17 protein-coding genes are annotated in these 20,551 nt (G+C 38.6%); 10 read left to right on the top strand and 7 right to left on the bottom strand.

From position 1 onward, the window contains the following. Window positions 1-144: 144 nt before the first annotated feature. The 7 genes from Q0465_RS02495 to Q0465_RS02465 all read right to left on the bottom strand — a co-directional run bounded on the left by Q0465_RS02495 (window position 145) and on the right by Q0465_RS02465 (window position 8,160). Entirely contained in the window at window positions 145-2,088 is a 1,944-nt protein-coding gene (locus tag Q0465_RS02495) for a BACON domain-containing carbohydrate-binding protein (protein WP_298612358.1), read from the bottom strand. A gap of 27 nt (window positions 2,089-2,115) precedes the next feature. Next, complete coding sequence (locus Q0465_RS02490) at window positions 2,116-3,633, bottom strand: leucine-rich repeat protein (protein ID WP_298612355.1); 1,518 nt, start codon at window positions 3,631-3,633, stop codon at window positions 2,116-2,118. A 1,050-nt stretch (window positions 3,634-4,683) separates the two neighbouring features. Continuing rightward, a complete protein-coding gene (locus tag Q0465_RS02485) occupies window positions 4,684-5,133 on the bottom strand; it encodes a hypothetical protein (RefSeq protein WP_298612352.1) in 450 nt (149 codons plus the stop codon). 7 nt (window positions 5,134-5,140) lie between these two features. Further along, a complete protein-coding gene (locus Q0465_RS02480) occupies window positions 5,141-5,530 on the bottom strand; it encodes a hypothetical protein (protein ID WP_298612350.1) in 390 nt (129 codons plus the stop codon). A 26-nt stretch (window positions 5,531-5,556) separates the two neighbouring features. Then, window positions 5,557-6,114, bottom strand: coding sequence for a sigma-70 family RNA polymerase sigma factor (locus Q0465_RS02475; RefSeq protein WP_298612601.1), 558 nt, complete (start codon window positions 6,112-6,114; stop codon window positions 5,557-5,559). A 103-nt stretch (window positions 6,115-6,217) separates the two neighbouring features. Beyond that, entirely contained in the window at window positions 6,218-7,225 is a 1,008-nt protein-coding gene (locus tag Q0465_RS02470) for a glycosyltransferase family 2 protein (RefSeq protein WP_298612347.1), read from the bottom strand. Continuing rightward, entirely contained in the window at window positions 7,222-8,160 is a 939-nt protein-coding gene (locus tag Q0465_RS02465; protein ID WP_298612344.1) for a lysophospholipid acyltransferase family protein, read from the bottom strand. Before Q0465_RS02465 ends, Q0465_RS02470 begins: the two co-directional genes overlap by 4 nt. Window positions 8,161-8,390: 230 nt before the next feature. Here Q0465_RS02465 and Q0465_RS02460 point away from each other — a divergent pair, with 230 nt between their 5' ends. The 10 genes from Q0465_RS02460 (at window position 8,391) to Q0465_RS02415 (ending at window position 20,506) form a co-directional block, all read left to right on the top strand. After that, complete coding sequence (locus Q0465_RS02460; RefSeq protein ID WP_298612341.1) at window positions 8,391-10,394, top strand: glycoside hydrolase family 97 protein; 2,004 nt, start codon at window positions 8,391-8,393, stop codon at window positions 10,392-10,394. A gap of 188 nt (window positions 10,395-10,582) precedes the next feature. Next, window positions 10,583-11,473 (top strand): phosphatidylglycerol lysyltransferase domain-containing protein, encoded by an 891-nt coding sequence (locus Q0465_RS02455; protein ID WP_298612338.1) that lies wholly within the window; start codon window positions 10,583-10,585, stop codon window positions 11,471-11,473. Between the two features lie 4 nt (window positions 11,474-11,477). Next, window positions 11,478-12,497, top strand: a complete 1,020-nt coding sequence (eis, locus tag Q0465_RS02450) for an enhanced intracellular survival protein Eis (RefSeq protein WP_298612336.1) — start codon at window positions 11,478-11,480, stop codon at window positions 12,495-12,497. A 169-nt stretch (window positions 12,498-12,666) separates the two neighbouring features. Continuing rightward, window positions 12,667-14,511, top strand: a complete 1,845-nt coding sequence (locus Q0465_RS02445; RefSeq protein WP_298612333.1) for a DUF349 domain-containing protein — start codon at window positions 12,667-12,669, stop codon at window positions 14,509-14,511. Between the two features lie 160 nt (window positions 14,512-14,671). Further along, window positions 14,672-16,267 (top strand): CTP synthase, encoded by a 1,596-nt coding sequence (locus Q0465_RS02440; RefSeq protein ID WP_298612330.1) that lies wholly within the window; start codon window positions 14,672-14,674, stop codon window positions 16,265-16,267. Between the two features lie 41 nt (window positions 16,268-16,308). Further along, window positions 16,309-18,156 (top strand): membrane protein insertase YidC, encoded by a 1,848-nt coding sequence (gene yidC / locus Q0465_RS02435; RefSeq protein ID WP_298612327.1) that lies wholly within the window; start codon window positions 16,309-16,311, stop codon window positions 18,154-18,156. A gap of 380 nt (window positions 18,157-18,536) precedes the next feature. Further along, entirely contained in the window at window positions 18,537-19,145 is a 609-nt protein-coding gene (locus Q0465_RS02430) for a hypothetical protein (protein WP_298612324.1), read from the top strand. Next, window positions 19,138-19,428, top strand: a complete 291-nt coding sequence (locus Q0465_RS02425) for a transcriptional regulator (RefSeq protein ID WP_298612321.1) — start codon at window positions 19,138-19,140, stop codon at window positions 19,426-19,428. Before Q0465_RS02430 ends, Q0465_RS02425 begins: the two co-directional genes overlap by 8 nt. Before the next feature lie 42 nt (window positions 19,429-19,470). Then, the gene (locus Q0465_RS02420; protein ID WP_298612318.1) at window positions 19,471-20,271 is read left to right on the top strand and encodes an alpha/beta hydrolase; all 801 of its coding nucleotides are present in this window, start codon (window positions 19,471-19,473) and stop codon (window positions 20,269-20,271) included. Window positions 20,272-20,281: 10 nt separating this feature from the next. Then, a complete protein-coding gene (locus Q0465_RS02415) occupies window positions 20,282-20,506 on the top strand; it encodes a 2TM domain-containing protein (RefSeq protein WP_298612315.1) in 225 nt (74 codons plus the stop codon). The last annotated feature ends 45 nt before the right edge of the window (window positions 20,507-20,551 follow it).

Here is a 20,551-nt window from a genome sequence, read left to right as displayed (position 1 = left end):
AAATCTATTCTTTTTCCGCTAACGAATAAAATTATTCGGAAACAGACAGTTGTAAATACCTTATACAGTTACGATTAACAATAAGAAGGCTGGCCGAAAATTTACTTTTCGGCCAGCCTTCTTTTTATGGAAGGACAGAATTAATTAATTCCATCCGGCTTCAACGATAGCATCATAATCGGAAAGTCCCGTACAACCCGAAAAACAGGTTTGATAAGAAGTGATTTCCGAGAAATAATTCAAATAAGAATTACGTTCGTAAAGATGCACTTTCTTACCGTCGATCATTGTATAGGGAGATTCCCCTTTCAGAGAAGATCCATAACGGAAAGCAAAGCGGAAATCCGTTACTTTACGACAATCATCAAATATATCTACCGGAACAGATTCAAGTTTTCCGCAACCGGTAAATATTTGATTGAAAGAAGTATTTTCCGTACAACCTTTAAAGATATCTTTTCCTACTGTTTTCAAATTAGAACAATAAGCGAACAATCGTGTAAACTTCGTTACTTTAGAATGCCCTGCAAATAAACCGTCGGGTACAGTAAGAAGCTCGGAACAACCATAAAATGTTCCATAAAAATCTTCTGCAGATTCACAATTCGCAAATAAACCAGCAGGTATTTCCTTTATACCCTTACAGCCGTCAAAGCAACTACCAAAATCTATAGCTGCTTTTGCATGCGTAAACAAACCGTCAGGTATCGTTTCCAAGGCTGTACATCCGTAAAAGGCATTGTAGAAAGTAGTTACACCGGCAAAAGCCCCTTCAACATCCTCCGGGATACTCTTCAGGTTCGTCAATTTATAAAACGCTTTTTCCATCGAATTAAGTGAGGTATTTCCCCAGCTCAAAATGGCTGTTATATAATCTTTAGCCTCCCTGTAAGGATAAGTAAATTTGGAATCCTGACTGAATATCCTTTCCACTCCGCCTTTTACCGCTACCTGATATACACCAGCTGCTGTATATACGTGCGAAGGAATTTTTTCAGTTGGATGATCGATTTCACTTCCGTCTCCCCAATCGATCGAACAGTTTGTCAATCCAATCAGAGGTAACAAAGCCGTGACGCCTTCTTCCTGAGGGGTCGGAATGGTTAGTTCGAATACTAACGCTCCGGCATTTTCCCAGCCTTCCTGATGAACAGTAATGGTGCGTTCATCATAATTATAATTTTTATCTCCGGCGTACACCAATATCTCGGCAGATGGAGTATTTGCAGAAAGATTTACAGGAGCAGTAACAATAAGGTTATTTCCCTGACGTTCAACTTTCAACCATTTATCACTACATTTGAAATCCCAGTCTTCCACATTTTCTGCAGTCACAGCTATCGTTTCTTCCCCACCTTCATATGTAAAGTTAAGTGAAGATTTATTTACTTTCACCGTTACCCGGGGAGCAGCTTCCTGAGTGACGGATACTTCAGCGTCAATGGTATTCTCGCCTTCACCGGAGGTGATGATCAGTGTGCCATTTAAGGTCAACGGAGTACGGTTTTCCCTTGCCATTATCATCACCTTACCGTCTATTTTGGACACGAACATAAAATTATCAGTATTATTGTCTGCTTGTTTACGTATAGTCCAATGTTCCCGATTCGTCGTAACAGTCAGCTCTGCCTCACCGCCTTCAGCAGGGAAAACGACACTGCCTGGTTCTATCTTAATTTCAGGGTCCGGTGTGGGATCCTGAGAAAGTGATAACACACAGCTGGCAAAATTACCTTCACTGCCCGTATTTAAAGTAACGGTAGCCTTATAAGGAAGAGAGGTCTTATTCTCCGGGACAGCAATCGTCAGTTTATCCCCTTCACTTGTAACCGAAAAATGATCTGCGGGTTGTTCTACAGCATACCCCCAATCTGCTTGGTTCGTTTTTACCTGAATAGTAACAGAACCTTTTTCATAAGAAAACCTCACAGTGCCGGTTGTACCATCCGGGTCAACCATAACCGCTGCGCCTTCTCCCGGAATCAGTTCGAACGAAGCAGGAACAAAAGCAGGTTCCTTATCGTCGGAACATGCCGCAAAAGCTAATACCGCAAACAAGGCGGTTATATATCTTATATATTTTTTCATTTGTCTTAATTTTTGGTGTTATCAATTTTACCTCAGATAAGGTTTCGACCAATCGGCATAATTTTGTTGCATATATTCGTAATCCAACAGTTCAGTGCAATTACTGAAACAATACTCATAAGCACTGGGGGCTATAAATTGTCCCGCATACCTACTTCGTTCGTAAAGATGTACTTTTTTCCCTTCTATCATAGTATAAGGCGTCTCACAATTTAATCGTATACAATTCCGGAAAGTCGCCTGAAAACTTTTAACAGCCCGGTTGGAATCGAACAATCCGGCGGGAATTTCTGTCAGGGAAGTACATTCTGTAAAACTATAATTAAAATTCTCGGCTTGTGGATTATTTGCAAACAATCCTTCGGGAATACTTTCCAAAGAATAACACATCGTAAATATGCCTGCAAAATTTTTAGCCAGTGGACACGGCTTGAATAAATCTTCCGGTATTTCAGTCAGCGATGGGCATCCCCGGAAAGCATACGTAAACACTTCAGCCTTTTCACAGCCTTTAAACAAATTATCAGGAATACTTTGCAATAACTGACAGTCGTAAAACACACTACTAAGTGTTTTTGCTAAAGCACATTTGCTAAACAGTTCATCCGGTATGGAGATAAGGGGACAGCTGCTGAATATGGAAGAAAAGGATTCCGCTGCAGTACAATTATCGAATAATCCAGCGGGGATAGATTCCAGTCCTGCATTATCAAAACAGAACGAAAAGGATTCCACTTTGCTGCAATTTACAAACAGGTCGGCGGGAATCTCGGTAAGCGATTTACAACCATAAAAGGCATTGGAAAAAGTTGTCACTTCCGCAAATGAATTGTCAGTATCCCCGGGAATACTACTCAGATTCACACATCCCTGAAGCGCTCTCTGCATAGAGACAAGACCTGTATTTCCCCACTGAATCACAGAAGTTATACACGCCAGTTCAATATCGGTAAAAGGAGAGCCGATTCCCATTCCGGGCACAAATCCGGAAATACTAATTTGATAGGTTCCGCTTTTTTTATAAAGATGTGTAGGCTGAAAAGAGAAAACACCATCAATATTACCACTGATCGGCTCGATATTACCGTCTCCCCAATTAATTTCACAATCCACTCGTCCTAATATAGGAGCAACCATTGTCGACCCATCCCGTTCCAGTTTTATTTCGATAATGAGAGAAGCATCATTCTGCGTCACGTTAACAGTAGCAGAAGCGGTGTTATCCTCCCCTTCTCCTGTTACAGTAACGGTAATAGTAGCGGTATTCCGCTGAGAGTTCGTATTTTCCTCAGCTGAAAGAGTTAGTTTATTCCCTGACTTTTGAACCGAGAGCCAGGTTTCATCACATTTATAATTCCAGTCGTCATAGTTTGCAGTAATGTTTACTTCAGCAGAACCACCGGATCGGGGAATCTGCACATTCGTTAAGTCTAGTTCAACAATCGCTTCGTCGGGTTCAGTAGGTACAGGAGCAGGAGGTTCCGTATTATCGTCATTACAGGCAAATAGTGCGGCTATCCCCAATATCAGATAAAGTTTTTTCATAACGTAGATTAATTTGTATATTTATTCTGGTTAAAATTACATGCCGAACGGGATGCAATCGTTTCCGCCGGACACAAAAAAAATAAAAAGTTATCTGTCTAACTTTTTAATAGTGAAAAGATTTATAAAAATAAATTTTATCTGTTATGGTGATGAGCAGACACCAAAGATAATCATCAACAAAGTTAATACGTTTTTCATAGGCAATTGAGTTTAGTAAATATTAAGTCTATTTTTTTTAAATAAATATTTAATAACATATAAGTAGATAATTCTTCCATTAAGCCCATTATTAATTATATAAACGACTATAAACGTTCGTTAAAATTGGATTACGTCCCTTTTGAAGAAAAAAAAAGACTTACAAATAATATTTTGATCTGCAGAGTTTTGAAATTTCAATATAATGTTTAATTTTGTTATGAAAATTTAAATGAACTCCTATATAAAACGAACGTTTAAATCCGGTAAAACAGATAAAACAATTTTCCAATTGACTTATTAAAAATATTTTCTTTTCCATATTTGGAAAATTCAATTTAATTCAGGGATAATATTCATAAAAAATTTATGTTACAGGAATAATAACTCCTATAGAAACAGTTTATTATATACACCGTCTAATGGGTAAAAAACAGAAACCCATACGTCTCTCCAACAGCATACCGGTCTCTGCAGTATAAGGTAATATGACGCATCTCAAAATATTGAAGGCCCCATTGGTTAAATTATTATTCAGGATCTTAGAAATACTGTAAGCTTATTTTTTATCCGCATCATTCAAACGGATTAAATTAAAATAGCTGTAAAACCAAAATGACAAGTGAAAAGCGAATTAATAAATCTAAAATATCCGGAAATCAGAATGAAAAGAGGAAAATGAATCTGTAAAATAAAAACAGAGTAAAACCAGAAGACACCTATAACATAAATCTTTAAAATAAAAACCGACCGGAAAATACATTTTCAGCCGATTTTTATTCTTCCCTAAAATACACTAAAATTTATATTGAAACAATTCACTTCGTTTTATATACATATATTAAAAGATTATTTGGGAGGAGCCTGGCACTTACGCATCTTATCCAGCAACTGTTTATGGAAACTATGCTCTACCCAATCCAATTTTAAAATTTTTTGAGAAGGAATAGTTTCCAACAATTTTTGATAATACTCCCTTTTAATATCCAGTATTTGTTGTTCCGTACTCAAATTTTGCTCCACAACTTTCAATACCTGGGCATTTGACAGACTTTTAGCCTCCCGGACTTCTTTTGTATTTTTCCGGATTTGAAATTCTTTATCCCGGATTTTTTTCACCATTTCATTATAGAGAGGCCAAAAAACGGCAGCTTCCTGAGGAGTTAAATCCAAAGCCTGCGTAAAAAAAGCCACTTTTTGAGCTTCAAATTCATGCCATTTTTTTTCGGTCAGTTTAGATTCCTGTCCCCAAAGGGTTATTCCATACAGAGACAATAAAATTGTTATCCAAAATTTCATATGCTTTTTAATATAGTTCTGCATAAATCAAATCGTAATCGCTCACTTCTGTCGACAAATACTCCAGGATTTCTTCACTTGTCGGATTAAAACTTCCATCCAGCACAAAATTATCCGAAGTATTTTCCTCTACACTTGTTACCATTTCCGTATTCACTTTTTTCAACATTTTGTTGTTATCAATAAAATGGGGTACGACAAATTGAACGATGACGAAAGCCAACAAAAAAATAGCAGCTAATCCCATATAAGGTTTCAGCAATTGTACAAAAGACACTTTCTGGGGTTTTTCTTCTTCCTTTATTTTCTCCAGCACTTGATTCGTCAAATGTTCGAAATATCCCTCCGGTACGGAAAAAGGATTTTTCTTTCTATATTTATCATCAAAATTATCCATAATTCAAAGTTTAGAAATTGAACAATTCAGAACTGACTATCAATTATCCTCATATTTTCTTCTATCTTCTTAACTGCGTTATGATAAGTAGCTTTCAGCGTTCCAACGGCGACTTCCAGAATGGCAGCAATATCCTCATAAGGCATATCATCAAAATATTTCATATTAAATATCAGGCGCTGACGGTCCGTCAGCTTTAAGATTGCTTTTTGTAACTCTTTCTGAATTTCATCTCCGCTGAAATAGACATCACTTTCGAGAATATTTTCCAAAGCTTCTGTGATTTCTCCGGAATTTCCATATACTTTTCTCTTTTTCTCATTTAAAAAATTAATGGACTCATTTGTGGCAATCCGGTACATCCAGGTATATAATCCGGATTCATACCTGAACTCTTTTAAACCTTGCCAAATTTTTACAAACGTATTCTGAAGTATGTCATTTGTATCTTCATGGTTCAAAACCATTTTCCGGATATGCCAATAGAGTTTCTCTTTGTATTTATCTACAAGCAACCGGAAAGCTTCTTCATTTTTATTTTTAAGATGAAACAATTCTATTATTTCATTATCTTCCATCGACATACCGACAGTTTTTGTCTTTTTCTCAATCATATTGACAATAAAGTTTTTAAAAGGTTTATTGTCCCCAATCGTTTTCTTTCAAATTGCAAAAAACAGGAAAGGCCTATTTTCTTTTCTTCAAAGCTGTATAAGTTTTAATCCCTTTTATAAAATAGGCCAATACAATACTTCCTTTGTATATACACGGATCTTCTCTACACGCAGGGGAAGGATGATATTCTTTCCGCAAATAGAAAAATGCCCGGTAAGCCCGGAATACAGAACGGGCGTTTGCCAGTTGTCCGCGGAGAAGAAAAATTAAAAAAGCGGCTGAATCCATTAAAAACCGGACCAAAAATAATTTCCGCCACACTTGCCGGTCCAGATTTTTATAAAGCATCAGTAAATTATTTCTGTAATTTAAAAATAATTTTCTGGGATGATTCATTGGTAAAGAAGCTCCTCCCAGGTGATACACCACAGAAGCCGGCTGGACTTTTAAAATATGCCCCTGATTCCGCATCCGCCAACAGAAATCGATCTCTTCCATATGAGCGAAAAAACGTTCGTCCAACCCGCCACAATCCAGATAAACTTTCCGTTTTACACATAACGCAGCCCCGCTGCACCAAAAGACTTCCGCCACATCTTCATATTGCCCTGCATCCACTTCTGTCGTATTCAGTATTCTTCCCCGGCAAAAAGGAAATCCGTAACGGTCGATATATCCTCCGCATGCACCTGCATATTCAAATTTATCTTTTTCTTTCCAGGCTCTGATTTTAGGTTGCACAGCGGCCACATCCGGTTCTTTTTCGAATAATTCTCTTACCGGAGTCAACCAAGCGGGAGTCACTTCCACATCACTATTCAGCAATACGACATAAACAGAATCGAGTAAAGCAACCGCTTTATTATAACCCGCAGCAAACCCGTAGTTTTTCTCAAAAGCAATCACCCTTACAGCCGGGAACTCTTCTCTCATAACCTGTAAGGAACGATCGGTAGAACCATTATCTACCACAATAATTTCCGCTCTTTCCGGATCGGTATTCCGGATCACAGCAGGTAAAAATTGCCGCAGCAATTTTTCTCCGTTCCAGTTCAGTATGACGACAGAAAAAAGAGTCATTTCTCTTCTTTAATTTTATCCGCTTTATCTGTTTTCTTCCCTTTATTTTCTTCTAAATAGACGGCCTCTTCTCTTTTGTGTTTCCACCTGCGATGCGACCACAACCAGTATTCAGGAGCTTCCCGTATTTGCTGCTCCAAAAAATGAGTATGCATACGGGTTAATTCTCCCGGTTCTAAAAGAGCCGGTTCTCCGCAAAGGTCTACAAAATCCACTTCGTAATATCCCCGCTTTATCTTTTTCATCCGCAAAGAAATAACAGGCAAATTAAATTTCCGGGCAATTTTTTCGGTCCCAATAAAAACCGGCGTGTCCTGATGCAAAAATTCCATCCAAAAATTCAAGTTATTGACATTAGGTGTTTGATCTGCAATAAAACCGGCCAGAAACAAACGCCCTTCCCGCAAATTTTTTACAATCAAACGTAAAATATCATTTTTCGGCACAGGTTGCGCTCCGAAGCGGGAACGGATCTCACTCATCAAACGATCCATCACTTTATTGTGCATCGGTTTATAGAGTGTAAAAAAATCGATATCATCCTTTGCCCATAAAGCATAAGAAGCCATCCACTCCCAATTGCCGTAATGCCCTAAAACCCCGATGACACTTTTCCCCTGATCATAATATTGCTGAAGGATTTCAGTATGTTTAAACACACAACGACGTCTCATTTCCCGCTCCGACATATGCCAGGGTTTGTAAAGTTCAACAAAAATATCACCTAAATTCCGGTAAAATTTCTTTTCAATCTGTATCAGCTCCGTTTCTTTCTTTTCGGGAAAAGCATTTCTCAAATTTATACGAACCACATTTCTCCGGTAACGAACGATATAATATAAAAAATAATACAAAATATCTGAAAAAAAATACAATACCCTCAAAGGTAAATAACTAATTATCCAGATAAGACCCCGTAATATATAAGATACCATATATTTCATTTAAAAAGTCAAAGATAAACGCTTTCAAAATCATATCCAAAAACCAGCCTATTTATCAACGCTCCTCATCAGACATAAAAAATATTTTTTCTTTTATTTTCTAAAGCCTCAATCATTTTTAAGATTCCGGAATTTTAACTAAATTGCTCCCCGTTTTACCTGGGAACAGGCGATCTGAAAAATAAGTACATTGTTAAATATTTTCGTAAATTTAAAAATAGATGAAAGCACACTTAACCCTTCTTTTATTGTTCCTGACCACTTTATTCTCTCAGGCAGCTTCCCATACCCAACAGATAAGCTCTCCTGACGGTAAATTGAAATTGACAGTTGAAATCGGAGACATCATACGCTGGTCTGTGCAGGACGACAAGCAAATTTTTATTGCACCTTCTCCGCTCTCTTTAACTTTAGCGAATAATGAAATTTGGGGAGTTCATCCGAAGTTACAAAAAGTAAACAAGCAATCTGCAGACAACATCATCACCTCGCCCTTTTATAAAAAATCTCAGGTGATCGATCAATACAATCAGCTTACGTTAAAATTTAAAGGGAATTGGGCTCTGGTATTCCGAGCTTATAATGACGGAGTTGCTTACCGTTTCCGTAATCTTTCTGACAAGCCGGTCACCATTCTGACGGAAGAAGCTGTTTTCAATTTTGATAACGATTACGAGACTTATGCTCCCTATGTAAATCCGCGCGACAAGAAAAACAAAACTTTCGAAGCCCAGTTTTTCAGTTCTTTTGAAAATACCTATACCCATAGCAAAATTTCTGCTTTGGACAAAGAGCGGCTTATGTTTTTGCCTTTGGTAGTAGACTTAAAAGACGGGAAAAAAGTTTTACTGACAGAGGCAGACCTGGAAAGTTATCCGGGTATGTATCTGAATACAGCTAAAGGGAATAATTCTTTTTCGGGAGTATTTGCCCCTTATCCCAAAACGACAGTACAAGGAGGACATAATATGTTGCAACGTCTGGTTACCGAAAGGGAGCCTTATATTGCCCGTGTGCCCGCAAAACAGGATTTACCCTGGAGAGTTGCTGTCATTTCGGCTGAAGATACACAGCTGGCAAATTCGGACATGGTTTACAAATTAGCTTCTCCTTCCCGTATCGGGGATATTACCTGGATTAAGCCGGGAAAAGTAGCCTGGGAGTGGTGGAACCATCTGAATATTTACGGAGTTGATTTTAAAGCCGGTATCAATAACGACACCTATAAATACTATATCGATTTTGCTTCCCAGCATGGAATAGAATACGTCATTTTAGACGAGGGCTGGGCTGTAAATAAAAAAGCGGATATGATGCAAATCATACCGGAAATCAATATTCAGGAATTAGTGGATTACGCAACGGACCGGAATGTAGGAATTATACTTTGGGCCGGTTACGAAGCATTCAAGAAAGATTTGGAGAACATTTGCCGGCATTATGCTGACATGGGAGTAAAAGGATTTAAAGTAGATTTTTTCGACCGGGATGATCAGGAAATTGTAGACTTTGTTTATCAAGCTGCTGAAACAGCTGCCCGCTATAATCTTTTACTGGATTTACACGGAATATACAAGCCTACCGGTTTACAGCGCACTTATCCGAATGTATTGAATTTTGAAGGGGTATTCGGTTTGGAAAATGTAAAATGGGCGCCGGATTCCGTAGATCAGGTTACCTATGATGTCATCATACCTTTTATCCGAATGGCCGCAGGCCCCATGGATTACACGCAGGGAGCAATGCGGAACGCTGCTAAAAAAGCTTTTGCTCCCATTTATACGGAACCAATGAGTCAGGGAACCCGTTGCCGGCAACTGGCTACTTACATTATTTTCGAATCTCCTCTGAATATGCTTTGTGACAATCCCAGTAATTATAAAAGAGAACCCGAATCCCTTGCTTTTATTGCCCAGATTCCCGTTACCTGGGACGAAACGAAAGTGCTGGACGGTAAAATCGGCGAGGAAGTCATTATCGCCCGCCGGAAAGGAAACGATTGGTACATTGGGGGACTCACCAACTGGACGCCCCGTATTGCAGAGCTGGACCTCAGTTTCCTTGGGAACAACACTTATCAGGCCATTCTTTTCAAAGACGGAGTAAACGCCGACCGTGCCGGACAGGATTATAAACGGACAACCTTTACCCTGGGAACAGAAAAACACCTGGAAATTGACATGGCACCCGGAGGAGGTTTCGCTCTTATCCTTAAACAGCAATAAGCGCCACCAAATTCTAAAACCATACAAAAAGGAGTAATGAAGAATTTCACTACTCCTTTTTTGCACCCTAACTGTCTCTGATAACATACGTTTGCGTGAAAAAATATATATTTTTTCACTTAACTAAACCAAAAATGCGGTAATTTCGTACAATTGAACGAAAAGAATGTTTAATTTCCGAACACTTTATGATTGAATTCAAACCTATAACCATAACTGACAAAGCCTTAATTACATCTTACACTTTAACATACGCTCCCCAGGACTGTGATTTCTCTTTTTCAAATTTATGTGCCTGGCATTTCAGTAATCAAAGTAGTTATGCCGTAATAGATGACAGCCTTGTCATTCGCTTCCACACAGAAGACAACCGACTTATTTATCTAATGCCAATCGGTAAAGGGAATCTCATCAATATCATCGAACAACTGGATAAAGAAGCCCGGAAAGCAGGTCATCCTTTACGTTTACAAGGAGCATTCCCGGAGACCCAGGAAAAACTCGAAAAAATTTTTCCTACCCTTTTTGAATACACGTCTTACCGGGATTTTGCCGATTATATCTATTTACGTAAAGACTTAATCGAATTAAAGGGGAAAAATTACCAGCCGAAACGCAATCACGTCAACAAATTTATCAAGGAATATTCCTATTGTTACACCCCCCTTACCCCGGAAATACTTCCGCAATGTTTGGAATTTGAATCCCGTTGGTGTTTTGAACACGATTATGTGGAACAAATCAGCTTAAAAGACGAACGTCGGGCTTTGACCTACGAAATTCATCATTACGAAGATTTGGGGCTAACCGGTGGAGCAATTTGGGTAAACGGCGAAATGGCAGCCTTTACCTTCGGGAGTCCCATTAACCAGAATACCTTTGATATTAATGTAGAAAAAGCCAATATTCACCTTGACGGTGCTTACAGCATTATCAACAGAGAATTCGCTTCCCACCTTCCGGAACAATATACCTATATTAACCGGGAAGAGGATTTAGGTATTCCAGGCCTGCGTCAATCCAAACAATCCTATCATCCGACAATTCTTCTGGAAAAATGTATCGCAACAAAAAAATAAAACTATGATAAAAGAAGAGGTGATCAAATTATGGCGGATCTGTTTTCAGGATCCAGAAGAATTCATCCGCTTTTATTTTGAAAGAAAATACAAGGAAGAATATACGCTTACCCTAAGTGAAAACGGACAAATCGTATCTGCTTTACAAATGCTCCCTTATCAGATGACCTGGAACGGAAATCTGATCCCGGTTTCCTATATTTCAGGAGCTTCTACCTTACCGGAAGCCCGGAAAAAGGGCTATATGTACAAGCTCTTATCGGAAGCTTTCATTGCCATGAAAAATAAAAAAATTGTTTTCAGTATACTGATCCCGCAAGAAAATTCTCTTTACGAATATTATGCCAAAACCGGCTATGCCTCAGTTTTCAGTTATACTCCGGAAAATTATTATTTACCGGTAAAATATACCCATAAAAGGGTAGAAATTCTTTCCGAAAGAAACTGTTTTTCCTCTCTGCCGGAACTCTATTGTTATTTTAACCGGCAAATGTTAAAACGTCCCAATTGTGTTCAGCATTCTGCCGAAGATTTTAAGATTATCCTGGAAGATTTATATTTATCCGGAGGAAGTCTGATTTTATTCCGGCATTCTTGGGGGGCAATCGGAGGACTGGCTTTTATTCAGCCTTTACCGGATAAACTTCATATCAGTGAACTATTAGCCGATTCGGAGGAGGAAAAAAGTGCTCTTCTAAACACCGCTGCAGACCAGTGGAATAAAGGAGAGATTGAATTAAAAACCCCGCCCAGGCCCGGACATTCTGTCCGCCGGGGGATGGCCCGTATTATAGACGCTCTGCAGGTCCTCAAAATATATGCCCAAACACATCCCCGCCGTTCTTTACTTCTTCGGCTAACAGATGAAATTTTACCCTCGAATAACGGATTTTATCGTTTAAAAAACGGGTTAGCCTTCCGGACAGGTTCCGGAGTAAAGCGCCCCGACCTGATACTTGACATTCGCGAATTAACACAAATGGTGTTCAATTATCCGGCTTTTATCAGTTTAATGCTGGATTAAAATTTCGGATAATTAAACCGGATCTGCCCTACTTTCCTACTTTTGAAACCGGAAAGCTATTCTTTAAACAGAAAGAAAAGGACTTTTTATCGCTAAATATTGTCATTTTCAGATTAATTGACTATTTTCGTGTGCTAATGGAATTGAGAATATTAACGGCTGACTAACTATGGACCAAGACAACACGTTACTGAACGAAGAACAAACTAATTCTTCAGAAGTATCAGCAAATGAAGTAAATGACGTCAATCCTGCAGAGGATAACAATGCTACGGCAGAAACTAAACCGGAACTTCCGGAGATTGATTTTGCTGTTTTAAAGACAGAAGAAATTGTCGCAGAATTGCAAAAACTTATCGAAAACTACCCTGCAGGGCAAGTAAAAGACGTAGTTGAAAAACTTCCGGAAATCTTTGAAAAACAATACAAAAGAGAATACGAGCAAGCTTTGTCAGCCTTTACAGCTGACGGATCTCCGGCAGCGGACTTCGATTATAAAAATGAAAACAAAGAGAAATTTTACGATCTTTGTAAACTCTTCAAAGAAAAAAGAATTAACGCAGCCAGACAACAAGAAGTCGACCGGGAGAAAAACCTTCAGGTGAAGCTACAATTGATTGAAGAATTGAAGGAATTGGTGCAAAAAGAAGAGGCCCTCAACAAAACATTTCAGGAATTTAAGGACATACAGGAACGCTGGAGAAATACAGGACTTGTTCCTCAGAACCGGGTGAACGATTTATTAGAAACCTACCATCATCATGTAGAGAATTTCTATAATTACATCAAGATCAACAAAGAATTGAGGGATTTAGATCTGAAACGGAACCTGGATGCTAAAAATAATTTATGCGAAGAAGCCGAAAAACTAGTTGAAAATAAAGATGTCAATGATGCCTTTAAGCAATTGCAACTTCTTCACACCCGTTGGAAAGAAATCGGTCCGATTCCGAAAGAACAGCAAGAACCGGTCTGGGAACGTTTTAAAGTCGCTACCGGTAAAATTAACGATAGCTACCATAAATTTTTTGAAAGCCTGAAACAGGAGCAAGAAGACAATTTGAAGGTAAAAGAAGAAATTTGTGAAAAAGCAGCTGTCCTTGCAAACGCAGAATACAATGGCATAAAAGAATGGAATGTTGCGGCCCAAAGTATTATCGAACTTCAGGAAGAGTGGAAACATTCCGGGACTGTACCCCAGAAAGAACGCAACCGGGTATTTAAAACGTTCAGGGCATCCTGTGATACCTTCTTCAACCGCAAACGGGAATTCTACAAGCAAATGCTGGAAGAACAGGAAAAAAATCTGGAACTGAAAACCAAACTTTGCGAAAAAGTAGAGGCCATTAAAGACAGTACAGAATGGAAAGTCACTACAGATAAAATTATCTCTTACCAAAAAGAATGGAAAAAAATAGGACCTGCACCCCGGAAATATTCCAACAAAATCTGGTTCCGCTTCCGTGCTGCCTGTGACGAGTTTTTTAATAATAAAAATGCTCATTTTAAAAGTATTGATTCCGAACAAGAAAAAAACCTGGAAGCGAAAAAAGCATTAATTGAAGAAGTAAAACAATTCGAACTAGCAGACAATAACGAAGAAAATATCAAAAAACTGAAAGAATTTCAAGCCCGCTGGAATGAAATTGGATTTGTACCCATCAAGGAAAAAGAAACGATACAGGAAGAATTCCGAAAAATCATCAATACTTATTTCGACAAGATGAATCTGGATGAATTCGATAAAAATCTTGAAAAATACAGGGCAAAAATTAATTCTTTGGATAGCAGCGAAAATAAAGAATTCAAAATCATCAACGAGCGTGAAAAACTGGTGATCAAGATTCGTCAATTAGAAAATGATATCAATACCTGGGAAAATAACATCGGTTTTATTGCAAAATCAAACAAATCCGAAGGCCTCATCCGTGAGCTGCATTCTAAAATAGAAAAGACAAAGCAACGTTTGGCTTTATTACAGGAAAAACTGAAGGCTATTGACAGCCTCATTTAATCCGGAAATAAATATTTCAATCCCTAAGGTACTCTTTTGGCTTTAGGGATTTTTCGTTTTTAACTAAGCCATTAAGGGGGATATTCACCTTTTTTTCTTGTGTACTCCGCTCTTATTTTTTACATTTGCAACTTCGAGAAATTAATAAAATTAAGATATCGTGTCAACAAAATATGTTTTCGTTACGGGTGGAGTGGCCTCTTCTTTAGGGAAAGGTATAATCGCGTCTTCTTTGGCAAAATTGCTTCAGGCAAGAGGATATAAAGTAGCCAACCAAAAACTGGATCCTTATATTAATATCGATCCCGGGACATTAAATCCTTACGAACACGGGGAATGTTATGTTACCAATGACGGGGCAGAAACAGATTTGGATTTAGGACATTACGAAAGATTCACCGGTTGTCCTACCTCCCAGGCAAATAATATCACAACTGGCAGAATCTACCAGAACGTCATCAATAAGGAAAGACGGGGGGATTATTTAGGAAAAACGGTACAAATTGTTCCTCATATCACGGACGAAATCAAACGCAATATTAAATTATTGGGAAACAAAGGAGAATACGATGTCGTAATTACCGAAATAGGTGGTACAGTAGGAGATATTGAATCTCTGCCTTTTCTGGAAGCTGTCCGGCAGTTGCGGTGGGAATTGGGAGAAAAATCTGTTTTGATTCACCTGACACTTGTCCCTTACTTATCTGCTTCCGGCGAATTGAAAACCAAACCTACCCAGCATTCTGTAAAATCTCTTTTGGAAATAGGAGTACAACCGGACATACTGGTATTGCGTACGGAACATAAATTAAACAACGACTTAAAACGGAAAGTTGCCCTATTCTGTAATGTACAACCGGAAGCTGTTATTGAATCCATTGATGTTTCAACAATTTATGAAGTCCCGATCAAAATGGAAGAAGAGAAACTGGACGAAATCGTACTGGAGAAACTGGACCTTCCTTTAAATAGTGAACCGGATTTGGATTCCTGGAAAAAATTTCTTTACAAATTGAAGAATTACCGGCAGGAGGTTCAAATCGGATTAGTCGGTAAATACGTCGAATTACACGATGCTTACAAGTCTATTGTTGAAGCTTTTATACATGCCGGAGCTGTAAACGACTGCAAGGTAAATATTCACTGGATCCACAGTGAAGCCTTAAATGAAGAAAATATTGAAGGGACGCTGAAAAATCTGCATGGCATTCTGGTGGCTCCCGGATTCGGTCATAGGGGGATTAACGGAAAATTACTGGCGATTCGTTACGCGCGTATCAATAATATTCCATTTTTTGGAATTTGCCTGGGGATGCAAATGGCAGTCATTGAATATGCCCGCAATGTACTTCATATGGAAGGAGCAGACTCTACCGAAATGGCCGCCAAAACGAAATACCCGGTTATCGATCTGATGGAGAGCCAGAAGAATGTAACAGAAAAAGGAGGGACGATGCGTTTAGGAGCCTATAAATGTGAATTGAAGGAAGGGTCCAAAGCGTATGAAGCATATGGTCAAAAAATGGTAGAGGAAAGGCACCGTCACCGTTATGAATTCAATAACGAATACAAAGAAATATTTGAAAAAGGAGGAATGATAACCACTGGTATCAATCCGGATACCGGTCTGACTGAAATTATTGAAATTCCGTCCCATAAATGGTTTGTAGGCACTCAATTCCATCCGGAATATAAAAGTACTGTGGTGAAACCCCATCCTTTATTTGTGGCTTTTATAAAAGCATGTCTTTCTTAACTTGAAAAATAAAATCGTAAATCAAAAATAGTAAATCATATATGGATAGAAATACAATCGTCGGTTTAGTACTTATTTTTGTCATCCTAATCGGATTTTCTTACCTCACCCGTCCGAATGAAGAACAATTAAAAAGAATACAGGAACAACGGGACTCTATTACCCGGGTAGAGGCAGAAAGAATGGCTCAGGCTGTTGAGCAGGAAAAAAAAGATTTTGAATTATCCCAGCAAACGGATTCTTTAAAAATACCTTCGAATGCGATTTTTGCCCAGGACAGCCTGAAAGAAGAAATCATTACCCTGGAGAACAATAAAATCCGTTTACAACTCAGCACAAAAGGAGGACGTATCGTCAACGTAGACCTGAAAGAATATGTCACACACGATTCTATGCCACTCGTTTTGTGGAAAGAAGATAAAAGTACCTTCGGCTTAAGCTTTTACGCAAAAAACAAACAGATTAACACCGAAGATTACCTCTTCGTTCCCAATACGGCAGAGACAGTTTTAAATGCAGAAAAGGACGTACAAACATTGTCTCTGAAACTCTTTTCGGAAGAAAACAAATACGTGGAGTTTATATATAAATTGGCTCCGGACAGTTATATGGCGGATTTCAGTATCCGTACCTATAATATGAACGACGTCATCGCTTCCAATTCCTCTTTCCTGACTTTATTCTGGGGAGTCGATATGCCACAATTGGAAAAAAGCAAGGATTTTGAAAACCGGTATACCGGAGTTTATTATGATTTTCTAAGTGATGACGTAGAGAATATGTCTATGAATTCCAATGAAAAAGAAACGTTATCCACTAAAATCAAATGGGTGGCTTTTAAACAACAGTTTTTCTCTTCTATACTTATTGCCCAGGAAGCTTTTACAGATGTCACACTTTCTTCTGATATCAGTAACGAACCGCAATATCTGAAAAAAGTTTATGCAGAAATTCCGCTGCCTTATGCAGGAAATAGCAATGAGGTTTATGATATGCAATTCTTTTTCGGACCCAATTCTTATCCTATTCTGAAAGAATACGGGGCTGATATTGAGTTACCAAAACTGGTAAACTTAGGCTGGAAATGGGTCGCCTGGTTTAACCGTTACATTGTAATCCCCTTATTCAACTTCCTCGAAAATCACGTGACGGGAAACTACGGACTGATCATCCTGTTGTTAACTTTAATTATTAAACTGGTCCTTTTCCCTCTCACCTATAAATCATACCTTTCGCAGGCGAAAATGAGAGTACTGAAACCCCAGATCGACGAAATAAACAAAAAATATCCAAAAGAAAAAGCCCTGGAACGCCAAAAAGCGACCATGGCTCTCTATAAACGGGCAGGAGTGAATCCGATGGGAGGTTGCCTTCCGATGATATTGCAAATGCCGATATTGATTGCACTATTCTGGTTTTTCCCGGGAGCCATCGAACTCCGGCAAAAGAGTTTCCTTTGGGCTACAGACTTAGCTTCTTACGACTCGATCGCCACCCTCCCCTTCAGTATACCTTTTTATGGAAATCACGTCAGTTTGTTCTGCTTGCTCATGACGGCCGTCAATATTATCTATATGGTTATGAATAACAAAAACCAACCTCAAAACGACCAGATGAAAGGTATGCAGACGATGATGTATATTATGCCGGTCATGTTCCTATTTATCTTTAATAACTATTCTTCAGGTCTGAGTTATTATTATTTTATTGCCACTTTAATTACAATCCTGCAAACCTGGGCTATCCGTCGTTATGTAAATGACGAAAAATTGCTCAAGCAAATCGAAATAGCTAAAACGAAACCGGCAAAAAAATCGAAATTCTACGAACGCCTGGAACAAATGCAAAAAATGCAGGAACAAAAAACGCGGGAACAAAGAAAGAAATAAAACAGGTTTTACCTATTCTCTACAATAGCTTTTTATGCAATGGATGCATGCCCTCTATTTCATTGATTAATGAAGCAGAGGGCATGTTTTATCAGATATGACAAAGAAAACGTAAAAGCCGACTGTACAATCAGCTGCATTTGGCCAGCATACGGCTGACCAAAACCATACTGAACCAAACGTCAATATATTATCCCCATTCAAATCCTCGGATGATTTGCTTTTAGAAATAAACCAGATAAAATTTATAAAATAATTTGGTTTATATTATAAACTAATTTATATTTGTATCGTTAAATCAATAGAAACCTGAAATTACAAAACAGAAAAACAAGCTGATAATAGTAATTTCTATACAAAAACAATAATAACGAACATTTATGGAAACCAAAGAACTCAATGAAAAAGAAAGTCTGGAACTCATCGCCCGGATGATCCGGAATACACACGATAATCTGGAAACACGGGGAGGAAAAACGATGCTGATTTATGGCTATACCACTCTCTTTACTTCTATCGTTATTTATTTTATTGTAGGGTATACGCTCAATCCTTACTATTATTTCTTATGGTTCGCCATTCCCATCGTAGGAGGAATAGGAAAGTATTTTGATAAACGCTCTCATCCCAGGAAAGTCACTACTTATATCGACCGGATGGTGGGATATGTATGGTTAGTGTCAGGGGTCATTGTATGGTTATCGGCTTGTGCAGCTTTCTTCACGGTTTTCAGGATACTTCCCATTCTTTTTATGGTAGCCATAATGATAAATACAGCAACTATTATCACAGGATTGATTATAAAATTCAAGGCCCTGACCATAGGGGGATCTGTAGGTGTTATTCTCAGTTATTCCTTGCTCATCGTTTTGGGCCTGAAGAGTATATTGATTTTTGCTGTAATCTTCCTGTTTTGTATGATCATCCCCGGGCATATTCTGCAATATGCTGAAAGAAAGAAACGTTTAAAATCAGAAAAACATGTTTAAAGAACTGGATCCTTTGCTTCATTCAGAATTACGGCTGGCAATTATGTCAATTCTGATCTCGGTAGAGGAGGCTGATTTTGTATTCATCAAAGAACAAACAAAAGCTACCGCAGGTAACCTCAGCGTCCAGATTGACAAACTCAACAAAGCCGGATATATTGAAGTCACAAAAACTTTTAAAGGCAAGATGCCGCAGACAATTTGCCGGATTACGGCTAACGGTAAGCATGCCCTCGAAAATTATATTGAAGCGTTGAAAAGCTATATCGGCAACATCGGATAATCCGGTAAAGACATAAACAAATATACTATTAATCAATTAATTATGAAAACAAATTTCATCATTCTGGGAATATTATGCTTTTATTTAAACGCATCGGCACAATACGACAATCAATTTTACCGCCCGCAAAAGGAGTGGATCTCTTGCCAGTTACCGACCTACGAAGAACTTTATTTTTATCCGGAGGCAGACAGCTTACATACGATTTTATGTAAGCCTCAGGGAAGTCCCCTTGCCACCATATTTTATATTCACGGTAATTTTGGAAATATCTCTTATCACTCTGCCGTCATCAATACATTAGTCAAAGCAGGTTTTCAAGTCTTTATGGCCGATTTCAGGGGATACGGCAAATCTTCCGGACAGCCGACTCACCTCAATATAGCCGCCGATGGACAGCTGATTCTGGATTCCCTGTTAAAACGCCCGGAGGTACAAAATACCAGAATCATTCTCTATGGAGCCTCTATCGGAACGCAGCTCGCTGTTAAGTTAGCAAGAGACAATCAGGAGAAAATCCATGCTTTAGTATTAGAAGGAGGGATGAATTCTTTTACGGATATCGCTTTACGAAACATACCGGAAGAACAAAGGGAAATGGCGCGCCCTTTCCTGCTTTTCCCTTATTCCGCCAAAACGGATATCACCTACGTCGACCGCATTCCCAAACTGATCATTCACAGCCCGGATGACGAAGGTATTCCCTATAGCCAAGGTCAGGAAATATTTCAAAATGCACCGGAACCCAAATTTTTCCTGCAATGCCGGGGAAGGCATCTGGAGGCGATAAAAATCGAACCGGACACCATTATTCATGCCATTCAAAATCTTATTCAACTTTAAATTTAATACCATGAATACAATTCCAAACATTTCGCACAAACAACAAATAAGGGTATTCTACCGCCAGTTACTCACTTATTTTGTCATCATGTCCTTCCTATCCTTTATCAATTACGTCTGTTTTCACGGGTACTGGTGGGTTATCTGGCCAGCTGCCGGCTGGGGGATACATCTCATTATACAGGCTATTTACGTCTTTATCCCTTTAAACAAAGAAAACGAGGAGCAATCCTGAAAAGGATTTTCCGGACGCTTCAGTATTTACCTGCTCCTAATCGAT

The organism is uncultured Odoribacter sp. (assembly GCF_937966165.1).
Taxonomy (GTDB): domain Bacteria; phylum Bacteroidota; class Bacteroidia; order Bacteroidales; family Marinifilaceae; genus Culturomica.
Note: the sequence above shows the minus strand (reverse complement) of the source record. Positions and strands in the feature narration are given on the sequence as shown.

Excerpts from the sequence above, each read along its gene's own strand:
- Q0465_RS02495 (WP_298612358.1), bottom strand. The coding sequence starts at position 2,088 with ATGAAAAAATATATAAGATATATAACCGCCTTGTTTGCGGTATTAGCT.
- Q0465_RS02490 (WP_298612355.1), bottom strand. The coding sequence starts at position 3,633 with ATGAAAAAACTTTATCTGATATTGGGGATAGCCGCACTATTTGCCTGT.
- Q0465_RS02485 (WP_298612352.1), bottom strand. The coding sequence starts at position 5,133 with ATGAAATTTTGGATAACAATTTTATTGTCTCTGTATGGAATAACCCTT.
- Q0465_RS02480 (WP_298612350.1), bottom strand. The coding sequence starts at position 5,530 with ATGGATAATTTTGATGATAAATATAGAAAGAAAAATCCTTTTTCCGTA.
- Q0465_RS02475 (WP_298612601.1), bottom strand. The coding sequence starts at position 6,114 with ATGTCGATGGAAGATAATGAAATAATAGAATTGTTTCATCTTAAAAAT.
- Q0465_RS02470 (WP_298612347.1), bottom strand. The coding sequence starts at position 7,225 with ATGACTCTTTTTTCTGTCGTCATACTGAACTGGAACGGAGAAAAATTG.
- Q0465_RS02465 (WP_298612344.1), bottom strand. The coding sequence starts at position 8,160 with ATGGTATCTTATATATTACGGGGTCTTATCTGGATAATTAGTTATTTA.
- Q0465_RS02460 (WP_298612341.1), top strand. The coding sequence starts at position 8,391 with ATGAAAGCACACTTAACCCTTCTTTTATTGTTCCTGACCACTTTATTC.
- Q0465_RS02455 (WP_298612338.1), top strand. The coding sequence starts at position 10,583 with ATGATTGAATTCAAACCTATAACCATAACTGACAAAGCCTTAATTACA.
- eis (WP_298612336.1), top strand. The coding sequence starts at position 11,478 with ATGATAAAAGAAGAGGTGATCAAATTATGGCGGATCTGTTTTCAGGAT.
- Q0465_RS02445 (WP_298612333.1), top strand. The coding sequence starts at position 12,667 with ATGGACCAAGACAACACGTTACTGAACGAAGAACAAACTAATTCTTCA.
- yidC (WP_298612327.1), top strand. The coding sequence starts at position 16,309 with ATGGATAGAAATACAATCGTCGGTTTAGTACTTATTTTTGTCATCCTA.
- Q0465_RS02430 (WP_298612324.1), top strand. The coding sequence starts at position 18,537 with ATGGAAACCAAAGAACTCAATGAAAAAGAAAGTCTGGAACTCATCGCC.
- Q0465_RS02425 (WP_298612321.1), top strand. The coding sequence starts at position 19,138 with ATGTTTAAAGAACTGGATCCTTTGCTTCATTCAGAATTACGGCTGGCA.
- Q0465_RS02420 (WP_298612318.1), top strand. The coding sequence starts at position 19,471 with ATGAAAACAAATTTCATCATTCTGGGAATATTATGCTTTTATTTAAAC.
- Q0465_RS02415 (WP_298612315.1), top strand. The coding sequence starts at position 20,282 with ATGAATACAATTCCAAACATTTCGCACAAACAACAAATAAGGGTATTC.